Consider the following 23,936-nt stretch of genomic DNA (forward strand, 5'->3'; position numbering starts at 1 on the left):
GCAATTGTATAGGCAATTGTGATGACGTTCAAGTGTCCGGCAATGCCAATCGGCAGCCCCCCTCGGCCGGCCTCAGCCGCGGTTCTTGTTCTTGGCCTTGTTCTTCTTCGAAGCGTTGGCGTAGTCGCGCGGTTTGTCGTCGCGCGACGGCTTGGCGTCGCGCTTGACGTAGTCGGGCCGGGTCTGGAACGGCTTGTCGTATTTCGGCTTGGCCTTGGCGCCGGCCTCGCCGCCCTTGAAGTCGAACGGCTTGGGACGCGGGCGCTCGGCGCGCGGCTCGGGCGGCGCGTTCTCGAAACCGGAGCCATTGTCGGAGACGGTGTAGGCGTCGCGGCGCGGCGGTTTCTCGCCCCGCGGCTCGGCGGCGGTGGGCTCGCCGAGCGGCTCGATCCGGATATTGTCTTCCTTGTCGGGACGGCCGACCAGAGCGGCGAAACTGTCGGCCGCGGAAGCCGCGATCTCGAATTCGGTCGAGGTATCGAGAATCCGGATCGCGCCGATCTCGTGCTTGTCGATGCCGCCGCGGCGGCAGATCATCGGCAGCAGCCAGCGCGCCTCGGCGTTCTTCTTGCGGCCGATCGCAGCGCGGAACCAGACGCTGCCGCCATCCATGCCGTGCTTGCCCGGCTTGGCCTTGTGGGCGCGCGGCGGCTCGTCACGGCTGCGCGGCTCGCGCGGCGCTCGCGCCTCGCCGCGCGGGGCGCGCACACCCTTGGCGGCGCCGCGGTCATCGCGCGACGCGCGATTGCCGCGGTCATTGGCGTCGAGAATATCTTCCGGCGACGGCAAGCGGGCGCGATACAGCCGCGCCAGCGCCACCGCGATGTCTTCGGCCGAGCGCTCGGCCAGCAGGGTGCGCGCCAGCACCAGATCGTCCTCGGTGGCGGCGTCGGCGAACAGCGCGTCGCCCAGCATGCGCTTCTGGTCGAGGCTGCGGATCTCGTCGGCGCCGGGCGCCACGCCCCACACCGCGTCGATGCCGGCCAGCTGCAACAGCAATTCGGCGCGGCGCTTGCGCGCCGGCGGCACCAGCAACACGCTGATGCCCTTGCGCCCGGCCCGGCCGGTGCGGCCGGAGCGATGCTGCATCACTTCGGCGTCGTTGGGCAGGTCGGCGTGCACCACCAGATCGAGATTCGGCAGATCGATGCCGCGCGCGGCGACGTCGGTGGCGACGCAGACGCGGGCGCGGCCATCGCGCAGCGATTGCAGCGCCATGGTGCGCTCATTCTGGGTCAGCTCGCCCGACAGCGCCACCACCGAGAAGCCGCGCTCCAGCAGCGAGGTCTGCAGATGCTTCACCGCGTTGCGGGTGTTGCAGAACACGATCGTACTGGGGGATTCGTAGAACCGCAGCACATTGACCACGGCGTGCTCGCCGTCGCTGGGCGCGATCCGGATGGCGCGATATTCGATATCAGCGTGGCCGCCCTCGGTGCCGGCGACTTCGACGCGGAACGCGCTGCTCTGATATTGCTTGGCCAAGGCCACGATGCCGCGCGGCAGCGTCGCCGAGAACAGCAAAGTGCGGCGGGTCGCCGGCGTGGTCTTGAGGATGAATTCCATGTCGTCGCGAAAGCCGAGATCGAGCATCTCGTCGGCCTCGTCGAGCACCACGGCTTTCAGTTCCGAGACATCGAGCCGGCCGCGGCGCAGATGGTCGCACAGCCGTCCCGGCGTGCCGACCACGATATGGGCGCCGGCCTGCAGCTCGCGCATCTCGGCGCGCGGGTCCATGCCGCCGACGCAGGAGACCACCCGGGCATTGGCGTATTGATACAGCCAGGCGAGTTCGCGGTGGACCTGCAGCGCCAATTCGCGGGTCGGCGCCACGATCAGCGCCAAGGGCGCCGCGGCGCGCTCGAAGCGTTCGGCGCCGGCCAGCAGATTGTCGGCGATCGCCAGCCCATAGGCGACGGTCTTGCCGGAGCCGGTCTGCGCCGACACCAGCAGATCGCGGTCGACGGCGGCCTCGGCCAAAACCGCGGTCTGCACCGGGGTCGGGTCATTGTAATTGCGCTCCGCCAAGGCTCGGGCGAGCGGCGGGCTGGTGGTCAAGAATGTCACGGACTGAACCTTGGCTGGCGCGTTGCGCCTGAACGGGAAAGGGCCTCGGCCGGTCCGGCCGAAGTCGCGCGCCGGATCGGCGTGCAGCCGCCCTGAAGCAGCGGAATGAGGAGATTGCCGCCTGCTTTAGTCCAGAACCGCACCAAACGCCACTGATTGCTTGCAGCAGTCGTAACGACCCCGCCCTGCCATCACCTCCCCAAAAACCATCTAATCTATTGAAATAATGATATAGTTTTTCCAGATGTGGGAATCGCGGCAATCACGACAGGTCGCCGCTGCGGATTTGCGCCATCCAGCGGGTGCCTTGCCACAGCTCGATATCGTGGGTGATGGCCTGTTGCTGCGCAGCCGCCAGCGCGGCGCCATCGTCGCGGGCGACAAGGTCGATGCCATCAATAAAGCTGCCGTCTTCCCGGCTGATCAGATAGAGCCGGTATTCGTGCATTACACTCATCCCCTCGCCCACGATGCTCATCCCGCAGCATAGCTGCCCTGCGAAGACAAGTCGGCTCGCTTTCCGACATAAACGCAAGCACTTAGGTGGGATTTTACCGAAAAACCGCCTGTTCGTTAATCGATGGTCAACAGAGCGGGGTCAAATCACGGCGGCGTGCGGCCATGCGGTGGAACGAACATTTGGCCTCAAATGTTGACGGATTGGAAAATGGAGCGACCGCAATGATCAGATCCTATCTGCCACTGCTCGCAATCGCGGCGACGCTATTCGCCGTAACACCCGGACCAGCCTCGGCCCATGACTACGCTTATTGCCTGCAGGGGCGAACTTGGGGCTATCCGGGAAATTGCGCCTTCACCAGCTACGCACAATGCATGGCCACCGCGTCAGGCACGACGGCTGACTGCGGAATCAATCCCCGCGTCGCCTTTGGAATTCAGGACTCGCGCTGGCGGCACGCTCGCCGCGGCGATTACTACGATCGCCATCGCGAAGCTTTCTGACAGGCCACTTCGTCCTGCTGGAGCGTTTTCGAGCGAAGTGGAAACCGGTCCGCGTAAAGAAGACGCGTCAAAACCAGAAGCTCAAGTTCCGGTTCGGATTCTATCCGAACCGGAGTTCTAGTCTTTGAATGACGCGCCGCGGACGGGCGTTTTCCCGCCGTGTCCCCCCGGGGCCTGTTGATGCGCTCAGGCGGCCCGAACCGTTTCGAGAAAGTGCGCCACTTCGCTTTTGAGCTTTTCGCTGTCGCGCGACAGCGACTGCGCGGCTGACAGCACTTGGGATGACGCCGAGCCGGTTTCGGTGGCGCCGCGCTGGACGTCGGTGATGTTGGACGACACCTGCTGGGTGCCTTGCGCCGCCTGCTGGACGTTTCGGGAGATTTCCTGGGTCGCCGCGCCCTGTTCTTCCACCGCCGAGGCGATGGTCGAGGCGATTTCCGACATTTTGCCGATGGTGGTGCCGATCTCCCGGATCGCCCCCACCGATTCCTGGGTCGCCGACTGGATGCCGCTGATCTGCTGGCTGATCTCGCCGGTGGCCTTGGCGGTCTGTTCGGCCAGCGCCTTGACCTCGGAAGCGACGACGGCGAAGCCGCGGCCGGCTTCCCCGGCGCGCGCCGCCTCGATGGTGGCGTTGAGCGCCAACAGATTGGTCTGGCCGGCGATGGTGTTGATCAGTTCGACGACGTCGCCGATCCGGGCCGCGGCGGCCGACAATTCGCCGACGCGGTCATTGGTCTTGCGGGCCTGATCCACCGCCTCATTGGCGATCCGGGCGGATTCCTGCACCTGGCGACTGATCTCATTGACCGACGAGGCCATTTCCTCGGTCGCCGAGGCCACCGACTGGACATTGGTGGAGGCTTCCTCGGACGCCGCCGCGACGGCCGTGGTCAGTTCCTGGGCGCGGGCGGAGGTGGCGGTGAGCGTGCCGGCCGAGGCTTCCAATTCGGTCGAGGCCGACGAGACGGTCTGGACGATGCCGCCGATCATCGATTCGAAATTGCGGGTGATCGCGTCGACCCGGCGGCCACGTTCGATCTTCTCCTCGGCGTCGCGGCCGGCGGCCGCATCGGCGGCCTTTTTGGCGATCAGCGCTTCCTTGAAGACCTGCAGCGCATCCGCCATCGCGCCGATCTCGGTGCTGACGCCGCGATACGGCACGTCGGCCGAGAGGTCGCCCTGGCCGAGCGTCTGCATCGGCTTGATGATCGCGGCGATGCCGGAGGCCACGTCACGGATCACCATCACGCTGGCCACGATGCCGAACGCGATCGACAGGCCGAGGATCGACAGCACGACGAAGAAGGCCGAGCTGTAGGTCGCGGCTGCCGCGGCGCTGGCGGCGGCGGCGCCCTTGTTGTTGAGGTCGATATCCTTGCGCATGGCCTCGTCCATCTGCGCCGCAAACGGGCCCATCGGTACCGAGAGAAGCTTCACGCCCTCGACGGAAATCGCTCCGTTGCTCTTGCGCGAGATATCGAGCACCTTCGGCACTTCGGCCGTGTATTTGTCCCACGCACTGCGCCAGCTGTCATAGATCTGCTTCTCCTCGGGAGACGAGATCAGCGCCTCATAACCCTTCTGACCGATCTTGATCCTTTCGCTCGCGGCCGCGAGTTCCTTCTCGAGGGCTTGCATCGTGGCATCCTCGGTCGCCAGCAGATGGTCGCGAAGTTTCAGCCGATAGTCGACGACCTCGGCCCGCAATTCGCCCAGCACGGTAACAGTCGGCAACCAGTTGGTGGTGATCTCCACCGTACTGGTGTTCATCGACTGCATCTTGAGCAGGCCGAGCGCGCCGAGCCCTGATATTGCCAGCAGCAATGCTGCAACGAGGGTCGTGATCTTGGTTCGGATCGAAAATCTGGCGAGCATGACCTGGTTTCCTGGCGACCGACGTCCCGGCCCCGCGCTTAGTCTGCAAGCAGCAAAAGCTGCCAGTCGGACGTATGGCCTGATGAGGTGGTTTGATATCCCGGCGGGACTGGCTGCAACGTGCGCCACAATCCTTGTTGCACCGTTAACCACCTACCTGGTGCGTCTACGAGGACTGGTAACAACTGCGGATATCGGTCTCACAGGCGCGCGCCGATTAGTCCGATGACAGCGACGGGCGAATGGGGGTGACGAACGGGCCGCTACGACGCGGATCCGAAATCCCAGCGCGCGATCTCGCCAGAGTCCGCCTCGCGGATTAGTCGGCGCGGTTGACCAGCGCGATTTGCCGGCGCCCCGGGGAAAGCCGCCGAACCCCTCACTGCCGCCGGCGCCGTGTCGCGCCGCCGTAACACGGCAGCGCCGCTGGCTGCGCAGCCGCGCCATCCACGGCGCTGGTCAGGCGATCCTACGATCACCGTCGCCGGGTCGTCCTATCGCTCGTCGCGATCCGCGACGGCCTTGCTACTCGTCGCGATAGACCTTCTCGCGCTTTTCGTGGCGCTCCTGGGCTTCGACAGAGAGCGTCGCGATCGGACGCGCCTCGAGCCGCTTCAACGCGATCGGCTCGCCGGTCTCTTCGCAATAACCGTAGGTGTTGTCTTCGATACGTTGCAGCGCAGCATCGATCTTGGAGATCAATTTGCGCTGCCGGTCGCGCGCGCGTAGTTCGATGGCGCGGTCGGTTTCTGAAGAGGCACGGTCCGCCAGATCGGGATGGTTGACGTTCTCTTCCTGGAGCGTCTGCAGCGTCACGCGTGACTCCCGCAGGATCTCCTCCTTCCAGGTCAGCAGCTTGGCGCGAAAATACTCGCGCTGCCGGTCGTTCATGAAAGGCTCTTTGTCGGATGGTCGATAGCTTTTCAACTTTTCCAAGGGCAATCCATTTGTCATCAGGAGCCAGAAAATATCGGCCTCGCGCCGCAGCTTATATAGCGGAGCCATGTGACAGACAATATCGTCGAGCGCCGGCAAAACCGGCCACACAGAGTTTCAGCAGGGAACCGGGTCCGGTATTTGACGGGGCGGTTTACGCCGCTTTTTTGAGCGCTCGGGCGGCGCCTGGCCTGGTCGAACGGCCCTTGTCGCTCAAGCTCTGGCGATCAAGCTTTGGCGATCAGGCTTTGGCGATCAGGCCTGGCCGGCCTTGGCCAGTTCGACCTCGACCCTGAGTTCGATTTCCGCCAGCACGGCGTCGAGGCCGGGATCACCAGAGGAGGATTTCAGGTCGGCGGCGGCCGCGCGCAGCCGCGCCAATGTCGAGTTGTCGAACGAGCCGGCCAGCAGACCGAGTTTGAGATCCTCCAGCACATCGAGCGCGCCGCGGCCGCGGGCCACCGAGCGCTTGCGGCGCTCGAGCGGATCCTCGATGCCCTGCATCGCCAGCAGCGCGTCGATATTGGACGGCGCGATCGGGGCGCCGACCGAGCGGCGTTCCGGGGTCGCTGCCGCCTCCGGCAACGAAAATCCGGTCGAACTGCTGCGGCGGGCGCCGCCCGCCGGGGAATTGAAGGTCGTACCGTTCGGGCCGTAGATCTTCATCGTGCTGTCTCGCCGCGCCGTCGCGAACCGGGCGCCGTGGGTCGCTGGTCGGATTGAACGCCGGGAGCGGCAATCAAGATATGAGCGTTGTTACGAAGGTCGCGGTTTATGGTTAACGGCGGGTAAACAGCCCGGCAAATTCTGCCGGTGACGGCAGTTTCGCCGCCGCCGCGGCCGCCGCGCGATCCCGGGCCGAAATGTTTTTTTCAACAACATCAATGAATTGCGCAAAAAATCCGATTGGCATGAGGCTCGCATAAGGAAGCCCGGGACAGCCGTATGGGAGTGCGGCGTGGCCCGGACCACCTCAGCGGGGAGCAGAGGATGCCGAGTGGACTGACGAGAATCCTGCAGCTGGCCTGCGCCGCGCTGATGGCGCTGGCGCTGGGCGGACTGCCCGCGAGCGCAATGTCGCGGATCAAGGACCTCGCAAATATCGAAGGCGTGCGGCAGAACCAGCTGATCGGCTATGGCCTGGTGGTCGGCCTCAACGGCACCGGCGACACCCTCAACAACATCCCCTTCACCAAGCAATCGCTGCAGGCGATGCTGGAACGGATGGGCGTCAACATCCGCGGCGCCACCATCCGCACCGGCAATGTCGCGGCCGTGATGGTCACCGGCAATCTGCCGGCCTTCGGCACCCAGGGCACCCGGATGGACGTCACCGTCTCGGCGCTCGGCGATTCCAAGAATCTGCAAGGCGGTACCCTGCTGGTCACCCCGCTGCTCGGCGCCGACGGCAATGTCTACGCGGTGGCGCAGGGCTCGGTGGCGGTCGGCGGCTTCCAGGCCGAGGGCGCCAGCGCCAGCATCACCCGCGGCGTGCCGACCGTGGGCCGGATCGCCAACGGGGCGATCATCGAGCGCGAGATCGAATTCGCGCTGAACCGGCTGCCCACGGTGCGGCTGGCGCTGCGCAATGCCGACTTCACAACCGCCAAGCGGATCGCCATGGCGATCAATGATTACCTCGGCGCCAAGAGCGCGGAGCCGCTGGATCCGTCGACCGTGCAGCTCAACATCCCGCCGGAATTCAAGGGCAATGTGGTGGCGTTCCTGACCGAGATCGAGCAGCTGCAGGTCGAGCCCGACCTCGCCGCCAAGATCGTGATCGACGAACGCTCCGGCATCATCGTGATGGGCCGCGACGTCCGCGTCGCCACCGTGGCGGTGGCGCAGGGCAACCTCACGGTGACGATCTCCGAAAGCCCGCAGGTCAGCCAGCCCAATCCGCTGTCGGGGGGCCGGACCGTGGTGACGCCGAACTCCAAGGTCGGGGTCAGCGTCGACGGCAAGAAGCTGGCGCTGGTCAAGGACGGCGTCTCGCTGCAGCAGCTGGTCGACGGCCTCAACGGGCTCGGCATCGGGCCGCGCGACCTGATCGGGATCCTGCAGGCGATCAAGGCCGCCGGCGCGATCCAGGCCGACATCGAGGTGATGTGATGATCGCAACCGCAAATTACGGCCGCAACGGCCAGCTCCCGATGCTCAACGGCCGGCCCGACACCGTGCTGGCCGACGCGATGAGCAAGGTGCCGCAGCCGATGCAGAACAAGATCAGGGAGAAGGCGCAGGATTTCGAAGCCGTGTTCCTGAACTCGATGTTCTCGCAGATGACCAGCAGCATCAAGGGCGAGGGCCCGTTCGGCGACACCGTCGGCACCGGCGCGTGGCGTTCGATGCTGACCGAGCAATATTCCAAATCATTCGCCAAGGCCGGCGGCATCGGCATTTCCAACGACGTCTTTCGCACCCTGATCCTTCAGCAGGCCAACCGCGCCACCGCACCGCAAGGAACACCCACGCCATGACCCAACCGCAACATCAACAGGCCCCGGCTGCGATCGTCGCGGTCACCACCATCGCCGACGCCCGCAAGCTCGCCGACGGGTTGATGGAGATCATGACCACGCTGCTGGCGGTGATCGAGCGCGAGACCGAACTGGTTCGCGCCGGCCAGATCGTCGAGGCGATCCGGCTCGAGCCGCAAAAGACCGATCTGTCGCGGCGCTATATCGGCGCCATCACGCTGGTCAAAGCCAGCCAGCCGTATCTGGCCAAGGCGACACCGGATCTGCTCGCCGCGCTGCACCGGCATCACGACGTGTTCCGCGCCATGCTGCAGGTCAATCTCACCGTGCTGGCGACGGCGCACGCGGTCTCCGAAGGCATCGTGCGCGGCGTCAACGCCGAGATCCAGCGCAAGAACAGCCCGCAGACCTACAATTCCGACGGCAGGCGCGCGGCGCCAGGGCCGCGCAACATCATGCCGATTGCAGTCAGCCGCTCGCTCTGATCGGATCGGCTCGCGATCGGCGTCGCCGTACCGCTCCTCCGGCCGCGCTCCACGACTGTCCGGCTCATCACCGTTGCGGCTTTCGCCGCGGCGGTTTTGCGCCCCGACAATATCGACCATTTGAAACAAATAATCGGAGTTAGCTAAGCGTCGAGTTTAGACGTTTTGGGCAATATATCTTTTGGATAGGGTTGGGATTGATCTGATGGAAGCCAGGAGGCTGACATGAGTAGCGATTTCAACATTAGACCGGCGGGGGCGCCGGTTGCGATACCGGTGCTCAAACCCGCGCCCGAAGCGGTGCGGACGGCCGTGCCGACGGAATTGCCGGCGCCGAAAAGCGTCGCCGCCGCGGAAGCGTCGAACCGCCCTGCTCCGGCCGTGCCGCAAAGCCAACCCCCTCCGGGCGACGAGGTCTCGCACCAGATCGTGATCGATCGCGCGGCGGCCGAAATCGTCTACCGGGTGGTCGACAACAAGACCAGCCAGGTCGTCAATCAATATCCCGACGCCTCGCGGCTGCGTGCCAGGGCCTATCTGCGCGCCCAGGACAACGCCAAGCTGGACGGCCAGCGGATCGCCACTGATCGCCAGGCCTGAGCGGCACCGGAGCGGCGCAACGACAAACGCGGCAAGCCGTGGCACGACGGCCTGAACGCGCTCTTTGTCGTGCCCGAACCCGACCATCGGCAAGATGTTGACGCCGCGACTTTGAGCGGACTCGTCGGACCCTACTGCGCGGAAATTGGAAACCGTTTGTCGGCGCAGCGCCGCGATCGCTCGACCGGCGCGGCAATGTGGCCGCTAGGTGGCGCGGCCGTTGAGACCGGCGGCGATGTTGCGGTTGATGTCGATCAGCGCCTGCAACCGTTCTACTTCGGGCTTGAGCAGCAGCGCCGACGATTGCGTCATCACGAAGATGCCGATATTGGCGATGTTCTGACGGATCGAGATCTGCTCGGGATTCTCGTCGCGCATCGCGTCGCTGACGAAGATCGACCAGAGCTTGCGGTTGAACATCAGGGCCTCGGTCAGTCCGGCGTCGGTCTGGTCCCAGTTCGTCATCACGTCCTGAAGCTGACGTGCCGCCTTTAACAGAGCCTGCGCCTCGATGTCCCGTGGAGATGCAATTCGCTGGGCGGTCCGGGCGTAGGCTTGTGAAGCAGCACTCGACATCGGTTACCTCAAAAGCTCTTCTTCACGCTTGATCAGCGTCCTTAATTCTCTCAAGGCTTTGTAGAGATTGCCGCTTAAAATTAGATTACTGGCGACCTCGATTTGGTCGCGGAAGCTCGGCACCGCCTGAATCAATTCCTTGATGAAGCCGAGATAAAGATCCTGATAACTCGGAATGTCGTTTTCGAGATACATCATCTGCACGCACAGATAGATGCGCTTGGCCGGCGTATTCGCGGTCTCCGAGGTGAGGATATCCTTCTCGCGCAGGATCGGCGCGTTGCCGTCGATCAGAAACGTGGTGCGCGTATCCGAATTGGTGATGACGCTTTGTCCGATGATGATCCGCTCGAACGGCTTCAGCTCGACTCGCAATGGCATCGATGTTCCCTTTCGAACGCAGCCCGACGGGCCTGTCAGGCCGGGACTCAACTAGGATCGTACGTCGCTGTTATGCGCAGGCTAGCCGAATCGATTCCAGCGCAAAACACCGTTGCGCGGCGGGGATATTCGCCGCGCGGCATTGCGGCGCGCCGGATCTGGCAAGCCGGACCTGTCGCTCAGGCCGCCCTCGCCCGGGCCCGGCCCGGTTCGCGGCGATTACTGCAGCAGCTTCAGCACGCTCTGCTGCGACTGGTTCGCCAGCGCCAGCGCCGACACCGCGATCGACTGCCGGGTCGACAGCGCCTGGCTGTTGGCGGCTTCCTCATTGGTGTCGGCCAGCGTCAGGTTCGACGAGCCGGTCTGCAGCACGTTGATCAGGCTCTTGGCGAACTCCTGACGGATCTGCACGATCGACAGGTTGGAACCCAGCGACGAAGCCTGCGAGCGCAGCGCGGTCGAGGCGACGTTGAGCGCCGCCAGCGTCTTGTTGGCGGAGGCGTTGTCGATCAGGTCGGAGCCGGCGACCAGCGTCGGCAGCCCGAGCCCGGCGGGCGTCAGCGCCGCGCCGGTGATGTTGAGCGTCGACTTGCCAGTCTCGTTGAACACCAGCTTCAAGGTATCGCCGGCCAGCAGGTTGACGCCATTGAACGAGGCGTCCTGCGAGGTGGTGGTGATCTGGTTGATGATGTTGTTGTACTGCGCGACCAGGCCGGCGCGGGTCGACTGCGAATTGAGGTCGGCGACCGGCGGTGCCGGGTTGGTGAAGCTCAGCGTCGTGGTCACGGTGCCGCCGAGAGTGCCGCCGTCGATCGCCGAGCCGAGCGTCGATGAGGCGTAGTCGTTGCCGGCGGTGATCACCAGCTTGCCGGTGGCATCGACCGTCGCCGTCATGTTGTTGTTGAACAGCGCGGCATTGAGCTGGGCCAGGGTCTTGACGGTGCCGTTGGTGCCGTTGCCGAAGGTGATGTTGACCGGGGTGCCGCCCTTGAACGAGCTGAAGGTCAGGGTCTTGCCGCTGATGCCGCCGATGCCGGCGTTGCGGGCGGCGGAGAACACCGTCGCGGTGCCGGTGTTGCCGGCGAGCCCAAGCGCGGCCAGTGCGTTGCCGGACCCCGCAATGCTCAGGTCGGAGACCAGGCCAGTGCTGAGCTTCAGCGCGCCGGAGGCGGCGACCGACGACGCGGTGGCGCCGGCGGTGGTGCTGAGCACCGCGTTGCCGCTGGTGTTGGCGGCGGTCTGCGTCCCGGTGGCGAGATCGACCGCCTTCAGCACGTCGTCGATGGTGCCGCCCTGCAGATAGATGGTCGAATTGCCGACGCCGTCGGTGACCAGATTGCCGGTGGCGCCCGAACCGGTCGGCACGTCGGCGGGCAACGGCGCCTTGGCATTCTTGAAGGTGATGGTCTTGCCGTCGACATACAGCGTCGAGCCGTCCTGGATCAGCGATCCGACGGTCGTGCCGTCGGTCGTGCGCTGCTTGGTCACCGTGGTCGTGCCGGGGCCGGTGGAGCTGCTGAGCCCGAGCGCCTTCAACAGGTCGGCCTTGCCGGTGATGCTGAGGTCGTCGCCGGTGCCGGTGGTCAGGGTCAGAACGCCGCCCGCGACGGCGCCGTCGGTGCCGGACGAATGCGTGATCGTGGCGGTGCCGTTGGCGTTGACGGACTGCTGCACACCGCTGGCGAGATCGATCGCCTTGGACAGATCGTCGACGCTGGCCAGCGCCGCCGCGGGCGTGCCGAGATAGACGGTGCTGTTGCCGTTGCCGTCGGTCACCAGATTGCCGGCGACGCCGGATCCGACGGTGACCCCGGTGGGGGCCGGCGGCGAACCGGCGCGGAAGGTGATGGTCTTGCCATTGACGACCAGGGTGTCGCCGTCGGCGGGCTGCGCGCTGCCGATCAGCGCGGTCGCCGCGGTGGGACTGGTATCGATCAGTTTGGTCGTGCCGGCGAGCGCGGCGCCGCTGCCCGTGGTGGCGGCGGTGCCGACCAAACTGGCCGAGACGCCGCCGAGCGTGGTCGCGCCGGTCACCGCGGTCGCGCCGCCGGCGGCGCCCGTATACAGCACGTTGCTGCTGGCGATGGTGTTGACGAAGCTGGTGGTGCCCCGCAGATCGTCGGCGGTGGCGCCGGAAATCGAGGTCGAAACGTTGGATTTGGGCGCGTAGCCGACCGGCGTCTGCAGCGCCTGGTTGGCGATCGACTTGGCGGTGTCGATCAGCTTGTTCAACGAGGTGATGCCGGTATTGGCCGCCTGCAGGATCTGTACGCCGTTGCCGATGCCGTCGAGCAGATTGTTGATGTCGGAGGCGCGGCTGTCGAGGCCGGCTGCGGTGAAGTAGTTGGTCGGATTGTCCAGCGCCGAATTCACCTTCTTTCCGCTGGAAAGCCGGTTCTGCGTGGTCGCCAGAAGGTCCGCTGTCGATTGCAACGATAGCAGGTTCTGTCGAACCGATGCCGAGAGGACGACGTTAGCCATTTTCAATGCCTTCCTGATCCGCGCTGGACGTCGACCTTCGGGTCGGCGATGCCATGGACGCCCCGGGCAACAGGAGTTGCCGCTGTGACGTTGCCGGTGATGTTTAGACGCCTGTTCTGGAGAGGGACCTCGGACGCACATACAAGGTGCGACCCGGATCAACGCGGCCGATTCTCGGCCAACCTCATTCCTACTTGCTGAAAGTGTTAACCGGGACAATTTAAGATATGGTTAACAGCCCCTTAAGGCCCGGCGACGGAAGCGGCCGGAACGCGAATAAATTCAAAAACAGGGGTTTCCGAGGACAGCTCGCATCGGCCCGAGGCCGGCGGAACGCCGCGGGTCCAGGGGAAGTGGCGAAGGGCGGAGATGCCGGCGCTGCCGCGTGGCGGCGGCCGGACGGTCTGAGACCGCGATCGATGGCCGGGTCGCGGTCGGCGGCCTGCGCGTCACAAGCCGCGATGCAGTCCAGCCACGGCAAAGAAAACGGCGGGGTTTCCCCCGCCGTTTCCGGTCTTGGTTGGTGTCAGGCTGTTGCGATTAACGCAGCAGCTGCAACACGCTCTGCTGCGAGGTGTTGGCCAAGGACAGCGCCGAGACCGCGATCGACTGGCGGGTCGACAGCGCCTGGCTGTTGGCCGCTTCCTCGTTGGTGTCGGCCAGCGTCAGGTTCGACGAACCGGTCTGCAGCACGTTGATCAGATCCTTCGAGAAGGCCTGACGGGTCTGCACGATGGTCAGGTTCGAACCAAGCGCCGAAGCCTGGGTCCGCAGCGTGGTCGAAGCGGCGTTCAGGGTCGCCAGGGTTTTGTTCGTCGACGAGTTGTCGATGAAGTCGGAACCGGCGGTCAAGCTCGCCAGGCCGAGGCCGGACGAGTTGTAGGTCACGCCCTGAATGTTCAGGGTGGACTTGCCGGTTTCGTTGAACACCAGCTTCAGGGTGTCGCCGCCGAGCAGGTTGACGCCGTTGAACGAGGCATCCTGGGCAGTGGTGTTGATCTGCGTCAGAACGTCATTGTACTGCTTCACCAGATTGGCGCGGGTGGTCTGGGCGGCATTGTCGACTACCGGAGCCCCGGGGACCGTGAAGGTCAGTGCCGAGGTCAGGGTGCCGCCGATGGTGCCGCCGTCGACCGAAGACCCAAGCGTCGAAGACGCGTAGTCGTTCGACGCCGAGATCGTCAGCTTGCCGGTGGCATCGACGGTCGCGGTCTGGTTGTTGGCCTGCAGCGCGGTATTGAGCTGGGCCAGCGTCTTGACCGTACCGTTGGCGCCGTCGCCGAAGGTCACGTCGACCGCGGTTCCACCCTGGAAGGACGTGAAGCTCAGGGTCTTGCCGTTGACGCCGCCGGCGCTCGCATTACGAGCGGCGGTGAACGCGGTGTCGGTGCCGGTGGTGCCGTTCAGCCCCAGAACCGAAAGCGCGTTACCTGCGCCGCCGGCGATGGTGAGATCGGACGCCGTGCCGGTGCTGAGCTTCAGCGTGCCGTTGACGTTCACCGAGGAGTTGGTGTTGCCGTCGGAGGTGGCAACGGTCGCACCGGTGGGATCCAGCGTCGCAACCTGAACGCCGGTGGCAAGGTCGATCGCCTTCAGCGCATCAGCCAGCGTGGCGGACTGCAGATAGACGGTCGAATTGCCGCTGCCGTCGGTCTCGACATTGCCGGTCACGCCGGTATGGGTCGAGGATGCCGCCGGCGTCGCGCCGTTCTTGAAGGTGATGGTCTTGCCGTTGACGTTCAGCGTCGAGCCGTCCTGGATCAACGAACCGACTGTGGCGGCGCTGGTGGTGCGGGCGGCGCCAACGGTGGCGGTGCCGGCACCCACTGCCGTGGTGAGACCGAAAGCCTTCAGGAAGTCAGCCTTGCCGGAGACGCTGAGATCAGCGCCGGTCGAGCTCTGCAGGCTGACCGCGCCGGCAGTGATCGACGACAGGGTCTGGCCTGCATTGGCCGTCACCGTGCCGGCGTTGTTATAGGCGACGCCCGAGGCCAGATCGATCGCGCTCAGAACATCGCCGACCGTCGCGGTCGAAGAGGTGCTGCTCGCGCCGATATAGATCGTGGAGTTGCCGTTGGTGTCGACCGACAGATTGCCGGCCAGCGTGGTGCCGCTCGGTGCGGTGGTGGGAACCGCGCCCGCCTTGAAGGTGATGGTCTTGCCATTCACCTTGAACGAGTCGCCGTCCGCAACGGTGGCGGTTCCGAGAGCGGGAGCCGCGCCGCCGGTGTCGTTGAGCACGGTCGCGGCGGTGATCGGAGCCGGCACGGTCGCCGTATCGTTGACCACAGTGCCGGTCAGCGCGCCGGAGAGACCGCCGAGGGTCTTGGTCGCAGCCACCGCGGTGTTGCCGCCGGCGGTGCCGTCGGTGACGACGTTACCCACGGCCGAGGTGTTGACGTAGCTGGTGGTGCCACGCAGATCGTCGGCGGTGGCGCCGGTGATCGTGGTCGAGACGTTCGACTTGGTGGAGTAGCCGACCGTGGTCTGCAGCGCCTGGTTGGCGATCGACTTGGCGGAATCAACCAGCTTGTTCAACGAGCTGATGCCGGTGTTGGCGGCCTGCAGGATCTGCACGCCGTTGCCGATGCCATCGAGCAGATTGTTGATGTCGCTGGCACGCGCGTCGAGCGAGGCGGCGGTGAAGAAGTTGGTGGGATTGTCGAGCGCGGTGTTGACCTTCTTACCGGTCGACAGGCGGCTCTGGGTGGTGGAGAGCAGTTCCGCAGTGGCCTGCAAAGACGACAGATTCTGGCGGACGGAATTAGAGAGAACGATACCGGACATATGAAACCTTCCTGGTTTAAGCAACATACCGATCTTCTTGATCGGCTCGCGGACACTGGTCGACCAGCGATAACGATGCGTAAAATTCAGGCCCGGTACTAATACTTGCGATTTTAATGAATGCGTATAAATACGCGCATCGTATTTTTCGCCGCCCGCGTTCAAGAAACGCCTGTGCGGCAGATGTCTTCGCGATTCCCGCCGGCGCCGGAAGCCAATTCCGATTTGTGACAAAAAGCCTAAAATTGTCGGCGAACGCAAAAAGACGGCGGGGTTTCCCCCGCCGCCTTCCGTTTGATGAGTGCTTTCGCCGAGATCAGCGCAGCAGCTGCAACACGCTCTGCTGCGAGGTGTTGGCCAAGGACAGCGCCGAGACCGCGATCGACTGGCGGGTCGACAGCGCCTGGCTGTTGGCCGCTTCCTCGTTGGTATCGGCCAGCGTCAGGTTCGACGAACCGGTCTGCAGCACGCCGATCAGATCCTTCGAGAAGGCCTGACGGGTCTGCACGATGGTCAGGTTCGAACCCAGTGCCGAAGCCTGCGTCCGCAGCGTGGTCGAAGCGGCGTTCAGGGTCGCCAGGGTCTTGTTCGTCGACGAGTTGTCGATGAAGTCGGAACCGGCGGTCAGGTTCGCCAGGCCGAGGCCGGACGAATTGTAGGTCACGCCGGTGATGTTCAGCGTCGACTTGCCGGTTTCGTTGAACACCAGCTTCAGGGTGTCGCCGCCGAGCAGGTTGACGCCGTTGAACGAGGCATCCTGGGCAGTGGTGTTGATCTGCGTCAGAACGTCATTGTACTGCTTCACCAGATTGGCGCGGGTGGTCTGGGCAGCATTGTCGACCACCGGAGCCCCGGGGACCGTGAAGGTCAGTGCCGAGGTCAGGGTGCCGCCGATTTTGCCGCCATCGGTCGATGAGCCCAGGGTCGAGGACGCGAAGTCGTTCGACGCCGAGATCGTCAGCTTGCCGGTGGCATCGACGGTCGCGGTCTGGTTGTTGGCCTGCAGCGCGGTATTGAGCTGGGCCAGCGTCTTGACCGTACCGTTGGAGCCGTCGCCGAAGGTCACGGCGACCGCGGTACCACCCTGGAACGACGAGAACGTCAAGGTCTTGCCGTTGACGCCGCCGGAGCTGGCGCTGCGTGCCGCCGTGAAGGCGGTGTCAGTGCCGGTGGTGCCGTTCAACCCCAGAACCGAAAGCGCGTTACCCGCGCCGCCGGCGATCGTGAGATCGGAGGCCGTGCCGGTGCTGAGCTTCAGGGTGCCGTTGACGTTCACCGAGGAGTTGGTGTTGCCCGAGCTGGTCGCCACGGTCGCACCGCCAGCCGCCAAAGTGGCGGTCTGGACGCCGGTGGCAAGGTCGATCGCCTTCAGCGCGTCAGCCAGCGTGGCGGACTGCAGATAGACGGTCGAATTGCCGCTGCCGTCGGTCTCGAGATTGCCGGTCACGCCGGTATGGCTCGAGGATGCCGTCGGCGTCGCGCCGTTCTTGAAGGTGATGGTCTTGCCGTTGACGTTCAGGGTCGAACCGTCCTGGATCAACGAACCGACTGTGGCGGCGCTGGTGGTGCGGGCGGCGCCGACGGTGGTGGTGCCGGCACCGACGGCCGTGGTGAGCCCGAATGCCTTCAGCAAATCGGCCTTGCCGGAGACGCTGAGGTCAGCGCCGGTCGAGCTCTGCAGCTTGACGGCACCGGCCGTGATCGACGACAGGGTCTGGCCTGCATTGGCCGTCACCGTGCCGGCGTTATTATAGGCAACGCCCGAGGCCAGATCGATCGCGTTGATCACATCGCCGACCGTCGCGGTCGACGTCGTGCTGCTCGCGCCGATATAGATCGTGGAATTGCCGCTGGCGTCGACCGACAGATTGCCGGCCAACGTGGTGCCGCTCGGTGCGGTGGTGGGAACCGCGCCCGCCTTGAAGGTGATGGTCTTGCCGTTGACGGAGAAGGAATCGCCGTCCGCGACGGTCGTGGCGCCGAGCGCGTTGGAGGCGGCGCCGGAGGCTTCGTTGAGCTTGGTCGCCGCCGTGATGGCAGCCGGAGTGGAGTTGTTGTTGTTGACCGCCGAGCCGGTCAGCGCGCCGGAGAGACCGCCGAGGGTCTTGGTCGCAGCCACCGCGGTGTTGCCGCCGGCGGTGCCGTCGGTGACGACGTTACCCACGGCCGAGGTGTTGACGTAGCTGGTGGTGCCACGCAGATCGTCGGCGGTGGCGCCGGTGATCGTGGTCGAGACGTTCGACTTGGTGGAGTAGCCGACCGTGGTCTGCAGCGCCTGGTTGGCGATCGACTTGGCGGAATCAACCAGCTTGTTCAACGAGCTGATGCCGGTGTTGGCGGCCTGCAGGATCTGCACGCCGTTGCCGATGCCATCGAGCAGATTGTTGATGTCGCTGGCACGCGCGTCGAGCGAGGCGGCGGTGAAGAAGTTGGTGGGATTGTCGAGCGCGGTGTTGACCTTCTTACCGGTCGACAGGCGGCTCTGGGTGGTGGAGAGCAGTTCCGCAGTGGCCTGCAAAGACGACAGATTCTGGCGGACGGAATTAGAGAGAACGATACCGGACATATGAAACCTTCCTGGTGTAGTCACGCACGGTCTTCTTGACCTGCCGGCACCATGCCGCCTCAGACTTTAAGAACCCGTAAAACCACGCACGTAAATTCACGCTACCGCGGACGCCGCAACGCGGCCGCGCGCGCGGCCCGGCGCGATGGTCATCGTCAGTCATGCCAGGGAGTTGCGAGCCGAAACGGCTCAGGCCGCGGCCCGTTCGGGCGCGCGGCGACGCGGCGACGTGGCGCCAACGTTTAGAGAAACTTAACCAAGCTCATCTGGTACATCTTCGAGGTGGTCTGATACGAGGCCTGCAGCGCCGTCTGCAGCGCGAGGATCTTGGTCGCGACCTCGTCGGAATTGATGCCCTCGATCGAGTCCAACAGCGTCTGCGAAATCAGCTTGCCCTGGGACTGGCGATCGGCGGTGGATTTGATCGAAGCCTGGGCGCCGGCGAAATCGGCCTGAATGTCCTGGATCGTCTGAGTGCCCGGAATCACCGCGAGGTTCTGCGCGATCCGCTGACCCAATGCGGCGACCTTGCCGCTGGCATTGACGTCGGTGACCTTGGTGGTGACCGCGGCGAACACCGCGACATTCTGCAGCTGGGTGCGCAGCGCCTGCTCGTTGGCGCGGGCGCCGTAGCGGACCGTGGTGCCGTCGTCGATCCGCGCCACCGCGGTGCCGCGCGCCGGATCGGCCGGCGCCGGCGGCGGAGCTTCCTTCTCGCCGGTGTACCAGATCACCGTGTCGGCGGCGGTGCCGTTCACCAGTGTCGTCGCGGTGCTGAAATTCGGCGCGCCGCCGACCCGCTGCGGCGGATCGTCGAAGAAATCCTGACCGGCCCGGACCGCCGACGCCGCCGCCAGCGGGCCATTGGCGAGCTGCTTGACCGCCTCGCTCAGCGCGCTTTTCAGGTTGGCGGCGGTCACGGTCGATGACGGCAGCACCGGCGGCACCGCCTGCGGATCGCCCGGATCGATCGCAAAGCCGTTGGCCGGCGTCGGAACAGCCGACGACGCGGTCAGCGTGATGGTCTCCTTGGTGCCGTCCGGCAGGTCGAAGGTGAAATTCACCTTGTCGCCATCGGTCGGATTGGTCGCTCCAATGTCGATCGACATCGCCTGCGGATTGGCCGCGGCCGGCGGAACGGTCGGCGGGGTCTCGGTCGGCTGCGTCGGGACCACGCCGGCGATGGTGGTGGAAATCGAGCTCAGCTTCAGTCCGAACGGCGACGCCGCCACCGGCGGCGCGGCGTTCGGATCGGCGGCGAAATCCTCGCCGATCTGCACCGCGGTCGGACTGGGCGCGGAGACGATCACCCGTCCCCAGTTCGGCGCCGTGCCGATATCGGCCTGACCGCGCTCGGCGATCACCTGCTTGAGCCCGGCGATCGCCGCGCCATTGCCGTTGAGGATCTGGTCGGCCGCTGCCACCGGCGCGGTGTCGGTGATGCGGCCGCCGAACAGATAGCGGTCGCCGGATTGGGCGTTGAGCATGTCCACCGAATCGTAGAAATCCAGATTGGCGGTCTTCTGGCCGGCGGTCTGGCCGGTATTGTCGAGCGTATTGCCGGCGCTGACGGCGGCGCCCTTGACGTCGGAATTGATCGTCACCAGCCGCTGCAGCGACAGATTGGCGACGTTGATCCGTGTGGTCACATTGGTCGCGGTGTCGGTGTAGGCGCTGTAGCTGTTGAGCTGCGCCCGAATGCCGAGCGCCAGGCTGCGTCCGGAGCCCTGCCCCGCATAGGTGTTGGAAATCCTGCCGCTCGCCAGCTGTTCGCTCAGCGAATCGAGCTGGCTGCGCAGGTTGAGAATGCCTGAGCCGATGTAGGACGTCCGTCCGCTTACGCCATCGATTGCCATAGTCTACCTCAAAACGCTTGCATCAGGGTCTTGTACATGTCGTTCACCGTCGACATCACCCGGGCATTGGCCGAATAGGCGTTCTGCAACGACAGCAGATGCGCCATTTCGTCGTCCATGTTGACGCCGGAGACCGCGTTGAATTTCTTCTGCAACGTGTTCAGCACCACGGTCTGGCCGTCGGACAGCTGCGACGCGGCCTGCGCGGCGGCACCCTGCTGACTGGTGAATTGCTGCATGTAGCTGAGCAGAGATCCCTTGAACGGCGCGCTCGACGAGCCGACGCCGGTCTGCGGCGAATAGGTGTATTTCGAATTGGTCAGCTGCTTGGTGATGAAGTCGGCGCGGGTGCTGTCGCCCGACGCGGTCAGCGGCGAGGTGCTGTAAACCGCCAGCCGCGACGGGTCCGCGACCAGATTGGTGTTGACGCTGAGCCGCTGCGCCAGGCCGGTGATCTGGCTGCCCGAGGCGCTGAGCGCGCCGCTATAGGCGTTGCCATTGTCGGTGAACAGCGCCACTTCCGGACCGCCGCTGGTCAGCGCGCTCGGCGACAGGGTCGTCGTCACCGAGGCGGCGCTGACGGTGGAGAAGCCGGCATTGTTGAGCACGTTGATCGACGTGGCGGAGCCGGTGAAATACAGGTTCGACGGGTTGAGCGCAGCATTGAGCTGGGCGACCACGGTGGCGGGGTTGGAAAAATCGATGCCGACCACGGTGTCGTTGGGGTCGTTGGTCGCCGCGTTGGTCAGCGGCAGCACCGAGGGATCGTCGACCCGCATGATTGAGATGTTGCGCTGAGTGCCCGTGGTGGCGTCGGTCACGGTGACGTGCATGACATTACCGGACTGCATCGCCGAGGTGTCGAGCGTGAAGCCGCTTTGCGCGCCGGCGGTGACCGCGGTGCCGGTTTTGGTCTGATCCGACAGCGCGCTCGACAACGACGCCGCGAATTGGTCGAGCTGGGTCTGCGCCTGCACCATGGTTTTGTCGCGCACTTCGAGATAGGCGGCGATCTCGCCGGACTTGATCGACGAGGTGAGGTCGATCGAGCCGCCGTTCGAATAGCTGACCTTGACCGAGCCGAGCGTGCTCTTGTTGGCATCGGCGTTCCAGGCGGTGTTCGGCGTCACCGTGCCCTGGGCGTTGAACGACAGCGTGGCGGCCTCGTTGCCGACCAGCTGCACGCCGGAGCCGGTGAACACCGTGACCTGATTGGCGCCGTTGGTGGTGATGCGGATGTCCATCAGCTGCGACAGCTTGGTGATGTACTGATCGCGCTGGTCGAGCAGCGCGGCGGTCGAGGAATCCGTCGAGGTGCCGCCCAGCGGATTGGTCTGCAGATTGTTGTTGATGTTGGCAATCTGCTTCATCAGATTGTTGGCGGTGTTGACGCTGTCGCTGATCCCGGTTTCGGCGGCGCCGCGCAGCGACTGGATGCTGTTCGACATCGAATTGAGCTGACTCGACAACGCCTGCGCGGCATTGATCACCCCGATCCGCGCCGACTGGCTATCCGGACTGGTGCCAAGCGCCTGGACCGCGGTGGTCAAAGCGTTGAAGGAAGCCTCCAGCGTGCCCGCGGAGGCGGGATTGCCATAGATACCCTGCAGCTGCTTCAGGAAGTCGGATTTCAGCGAGGCATAGGCCGCGCCCGAGGTCTCGGTGCGAAGTTGCGCCTGGATGTACTGGTCGAGTTCGCGGTTGACGCCATTGATATTGACGCCCGACCCGGTCGAGCCGGTATTGGTGGTGACCTGGTCGACGGATTTGCGGATATAGCCGGGCGTCTCGGCATTGGCGACGTTGCTGGAGACCAGCGACATCGCCGCCTGGTTGGCGCGCAGCCCGGCCATTGCGATTGAAAGTGCGTCACCGAGACTCATAACTGACTACCGTTCTCAAAGCCGCCGGCGGATCGCCGCGGTTCAGCGGATCACGTTCAGGAGATCCTGAACCATGGTGTTGGCGGTGGTGATCACCTTGGTATTGGCCGAATAGGCCTGCTGGGTGACGATCAGCTTGGTGAATTCGTCGGCGATATCGGTGTTGGAGGATTCCAGCGACGAGCCCGAAATGCTGCCGCCCTTGCCGAACAGCGCCGCGCCGGAATCATTGGTGACCTCGAACGCGCCGCCGTCGAGGCGCTTGAGGAAGTTCGGCCCGTTGAAGGTCGCGATGCTGACCTCGGCGAGATCGATATTGCGGCCGTTCGAATAGGCGCCGACGACGCGGCCCTGATTGCTGACCGAGACGCTGACCAATTGTCCGGCGGCGTAGCCGTCCTGCTGCAGCTGATTGACCTGGACGTTGCCGTTGGTATCGGCGAACTGGGTCAGGCCGCCGGTGCCGAACGACATCGTCACGTCGCCAAGCGAGACCCCGCTGACGCTCAGATTCGACAGCGTGACCGTGCCGATCACCGGATTCATCTGGCCGTTGGCGCCGAAGCTGAAATTGGTGCCGGCATTGACCCAGCTGACCGCGGTGCCGGTGGCGTTGGGATTGGTCTGATAGAACAGGTTCCAGGTATCGGTATGGCCGGTGCCGAGCGTGGCCGAATCGGTCTTGGCCCAGCGCAGCTGGACGTTGACCGGGGCGCCGTTGCCGTCATAGGCGGTGGTGGCGCCGCCCGAGATCGACTCGTCGAGGAAGGTCTGGTTGTCGGCGCCGATCACCGTGCCGGTGCCGGCCGAGCCGCCGCCGGTGCGCACCACTTTCACCGGGCTGGTGAGGCCGAGCGAGGCAAAGCCGGCGCTGGTGCTGGTAATGGTGAGGTCGGCAGAGGTGCCGGTGTGCAACACCATGGCGCCGGCGGTGACGGTGGAGGCGGTGCCGGTATTGCCGCTGATGGCGTCGATCTTGCCAAGCAGCGCGGTGATGGTGCTGTCGACCGGAATGTGGGTGGCGTCGTTGGCGCCGCCCGACACCGTCACGGTGATGTCGGTGCCGTTGACGTTGATGACATCGCCGGCCGCGAAATTGACCGCGGTGGAATCCGACGGCGAGGCGCCGCTGAGCAGCGTCGCACCGGTGACCGCCGTGCCGTTCTTGCTGTTGACCTGGAGCCCGGTCTTGCTGTTGTCGCCGAATGGCGGCGGCTGGGTGCCATTGACCTGCGGATTGGCGACGAAGTCCGCGGGGCGCAGCAATTCCGAGCCCGGCACCGAGGTATTGTGCTTGGTGGTCAGCGGATAGCTCGCCAGATTGGCCCGATAGCTGATCTTGGTGGTCTGCTGCGACGGCAGGAAGTCGTTCTGGAATTTCAGGATCTCGGGCGCGCCGCCGGACGGGTTGCCGGTGGTGGGATCGATCGGCACGCCTTCGAGATAGTAGCCGGCGCCGTTGACCAGATAGCCGTTCTTGTCGAGCGAGAAGTCGCCGCGCCGCGTGTAATTGTTGACGCCGGTGAACACCGGACTGTTGTCAGTGAACGAGCCCGGCTTCTGCACCGCGAAGAAGCCGTCGCCGTTGATCGCCATATAGGTCGCCACCGAGGACGACTGCACCGAGCCCTGGATGGTGTTGGTGCTGCGCGATTGCGAGGTCACCGAGCCGGCGAGTTGCTGGGTGACGCCGGTCTGCGGGATCAGGTCGAGGAACGAGGTATCGATACGCTTGAACGCGGTGGTCTGCGAGTTCGCAATGTTTCCCGAGATATTTTCCAGCGCGTAGGAATTCGCGCGGAGGCCCGCCACCGATGTGGTCAGAGCGCCGAAGATACCCATACTCACGTCTCCAAAATCGGGCCGCCACCGCGACCGCTGTTTGCCGATGCCCTTGAGCGCAATCCGGAACAGCGATTCGCAAGGACCGTGCCAAGGCAGACAGCCCTGTGATTTCAGTGACTTGGTGAGATGGCGGGGGACTTGGGACCGGGATG

The 23,936-nt window shown here is 64.9% G+C and carries 19 protein-coding genes; 5 read left to right on the forward strand and 14 right to left on the reverse strand.

Annotated features, from left to right (window positions below; translation table 11 throughout):
* Positions 1-72: 72 nt before the first annotated feature.
* Both RBJ75_RS12410 and RBJ75_RS12415 read right to left on the reverse strand, forming a co-directional pair.
* Positions 73-2,067: a DEAD/DEAH box helicase gene (locus RBJ75_RS12410; protein WP_276156627.1), complete on the reverse strand. Its 1,995-nt coding sequence runs from the start codon at positions 2,065-2,067 to the stop codon at positions 73-75.
* Between the two features lie 262 nt (positions 2,068-2,329).
* Entirely contained in the window at positions 2,330-2,545 is a 216-nt protein-coding gene (locus RBJ75_RS12415) for a hypothetical protein (RefSeq protein WP_152647856.1), read from the reverse strand.
* Positions 2,546-2,748: 203 nt separating this feature from the next.
* Here RBJ75_RS12415 and RBJ75_RS12420 point away from each other — a divergent pair, with 203 nt between their 5' ends.
* Positions 2,749-3,030, forward strand: a complete 282-nt coding sequence (locus RBJ75_RS12420) for a DUF3551 domain-containing protein (RefSeq protein WP_080901213.1) — start codon at positions 2,749-2,751, stop codon at positions 3,028-3,030.
* 186 nt (positions 3,031-3,216) lie between these two features.
* Here RBJ75_RS12420 and RBJ75_RS12425 read toward each other — a convergent pair whose 3' ends face one another.
* From RBJ75_RS12425 to RBJ75_RS12440, 4 genes are all read right to left on the reverse strand, one after another.
* Positions 3,217-4,908, reverse strand: a complete 1,692-nt coding sequence (locus RBJ75_RS12425; protein ID WP_276156628.1) for a methyl-accepting chemotaxis protein — start codon at positions 4,906-4,908, stop codon at positions 3,217-3,219.
* A gap of 525 nt (positions 4,909-5,433) precedes the next feature.
* Positions 5,434-5,862 carry an RNA polymerase-binding protein DksA gene (gene dksA / locus RBJ75_RS12430; protein ID WP_044406415.1) on the reverse strand — a complete coding sequence of 143 codons (429 nt, stop codon included), beginning with the start codon at positions 5,860-5,862 and terminating at the stop codon, positions 5,434-5,436.
* Positions 5,863-6,099: 237 nt separating this feature from the next.
* Entirely contained in the window at positions 6,100-6,510 is a 411-nt protein-coding gene (locus RBJ75_RS12435) for a flagellar assembly protein FliX (protein ID WP_044406393.1), read from the reverse strand.
* Between the two features lie 112 nt (positions 6,511-6,622).
* A complete protein-coding gene (locus RBJ75_RS12440) occupies positions 6,623-6,757 on the reverse strand; it encodes a hypothetical protein (RefSeq protein ID WP_276156629.1) in 135 nt (44 codons plus the stop codon).
* Between the two features lie 77 nt (positions 6,758-6,834).
* Here RBJ75_RS12440 and RBJ75_RS12445 point away from each other — a divergent pair, with 77 nt between their 5' ends.
* The 4 genes from RBJ75_RS12445 to RBJ75_RS12460 all read left to right on the forward strand — a co-directional run bounded on the left by RBJ75_RS12445 (position 6,835) and on the right by RBJ75_RS12460 (position 9,409).
* Positions 6,835-7,956, forward strand: a complete 1,122-nt coding sequence (locus RBJ75_RS12445) for a flagellar basal body P-ring protein FlgI (protein ID WP_044406395.1) — start codon at positions 6,835-6,837, stop codon at positions 7,954-7,956.
* Positions 7,956-8,324, forward strand: a complete 369-nt coding sequence (gene flgJ, locus RBJ75_RS12450) for a flagellar assembly peptidoglycan hydrolase FlgJ (RefSeq protein WP_044406398.1) — start codon at positions 7,956-7,958, stop codon at positions 8,322-8,324. Before RBJ75_RS12445 ends, flgJ begins: the two co-directional genes overlap by 1 nt.
* On the forward strand, positions 8,321-8,809 hold the full coding sequence (locus RBJ75_RS12455) for a hypothetical protein (RefSeq protein WP_044406400.1): 489 nt from the start codon (positions 8,321-8,323) through the stop codon (positions 8,807-8,809). The genes flgJ and RBJ75_RS12455 overlap by 4 nt, the downstream gene beginning before the upstream one ends.
* Before the next feature lie 225 nt (positions 8,810-9,034).
* The gene (locus tag RBJ75_RS12460; RefSeq protein ID WP_044406404.1) at positions 9,035-9,409 is read left to right on the forward strand and encodes a hypothetical protein; all 375 of its coding nucleotides are present in this window, start codon (positions 9,035-9,037) and stop codon (positions 9,407-9,409) included.
* 204 nt (positions 9,410-9,613) lie between these two features.
* Here the strand turns inward: RBJ75_RS12460 and flaF are convergent, their stop codons facing one another.
* The 8 genes from flaF to RBJ75_RS12500 form a co-directional block, all read right to left on the reverse strand.
* Complete coding sequence (flaF, locus tag RBJ75_RS12465) at positions 9,614-9,985, reverse strand: flagellar biosynthesis regulator FlaF (protein WP_044406406.1); 372 nt, start codon at positions 9,983-9,985, stop codon at positions 9,614-9,616.
* Positions 9,986-9,988: 3 nt separating this feature from the next.
* Positions 9,989-10,366, reverse strand: a complete 378-nt coding sequence (flbT, locus tag RBJ75_RS12470) for a flagellar biosynthesis repressor FlbT (RefSeq protein WP_044406409.1) — start codon at positions 10,364-10,366, stop codon at positions 9,989-9,991.
* Positions 10,367-10,585: 219 nt separating this feature from the next.
* Positions 10,586-12,847, reverse strand: coding sequence for a DUF1522 domain-containing protein (locus tag RBJ75_RS12475; protein WP_276156630.1), 2,262 nt, complete (start codon positions 12,845-12,847; stop codon positions 10,586-10,588).
* Positions 12,848-13,387: 540 nt separating this feature from the next.
* Positions 13,388-15,634 carry a DUF1522 domain-containing protein gene (locus tag RBJ75_RS12480; RefSeq protein WP_276156631.1) on the reverse strand — a complete coding sequence of 749 codons (2,247 nt, stop codon included), beginning with the start codon at positions 15,632-15,634 and terminating at the stop codon, positions 13,388-13,390.
* 316 nt (positions 15,635-15,950) lie between these two features.
* Complete coding sequence (locus RBJ75_RS12485; protein ID WP_317529034.1) at positions 15,951-18,200, reverse strand: DUF1522 domain-containing protein; 2,250 nt, start codon at positions 18,198-18,200, stop codon at positions 15,951-15,953.
* 242 nt (positions 18,201-18,442) lie between these two features.
* Positions 18,443-20,056: a flagellar hook protein FlgL gene (locus RBJ75_RS12490; RefSeq protein ID WP_044415614.1), complete on the reverse strand. Its 1,614-nt coding sequence runs from the start codon at positions 20,054-20,056 to the stop codon at positions 18,443-18,445.
* Positions 20,057-20,064: 8 nt separating this feature from the next.
* Positions 20,065-21,939 carry a flagellar hook-associated protein FlgK gene (gene flgK, locus RBJ75_RS12495; protein WP_044415612.1) on the reverse strand — a complete coding sequence of 625 codons (1,875 nt, stop codon included), beginning with the start codon at positions 21,937-21,939 and terminating at the stop codon, positions 20,065-20,067.
* 42 nt (positions 21,940-21,981) lie between these two features.
* On the reverse strand, positions 21,982-23,781 hold the full coding sequence (locus RBJ75_RS12500; RefSeq protein WP_044415610.1) for a flagellar hook-basal body complex protein: 1,800 nt from the start codon (positions 23,779-23,781) through the stop codon (positions 21,982-21,984).
* Positions 23,782-23,936 lie beyond the last annotated feature (155 nt).

This window comes from Rhodopseudomonas sp. BAL398 (assembly GCF_033001325.1).
Classification (GTDB): Bacteria; Pseudomonadota; Alphaproteobacteria; order Rhizobiales; family Xanthobacteraceae; genus JARJEH01.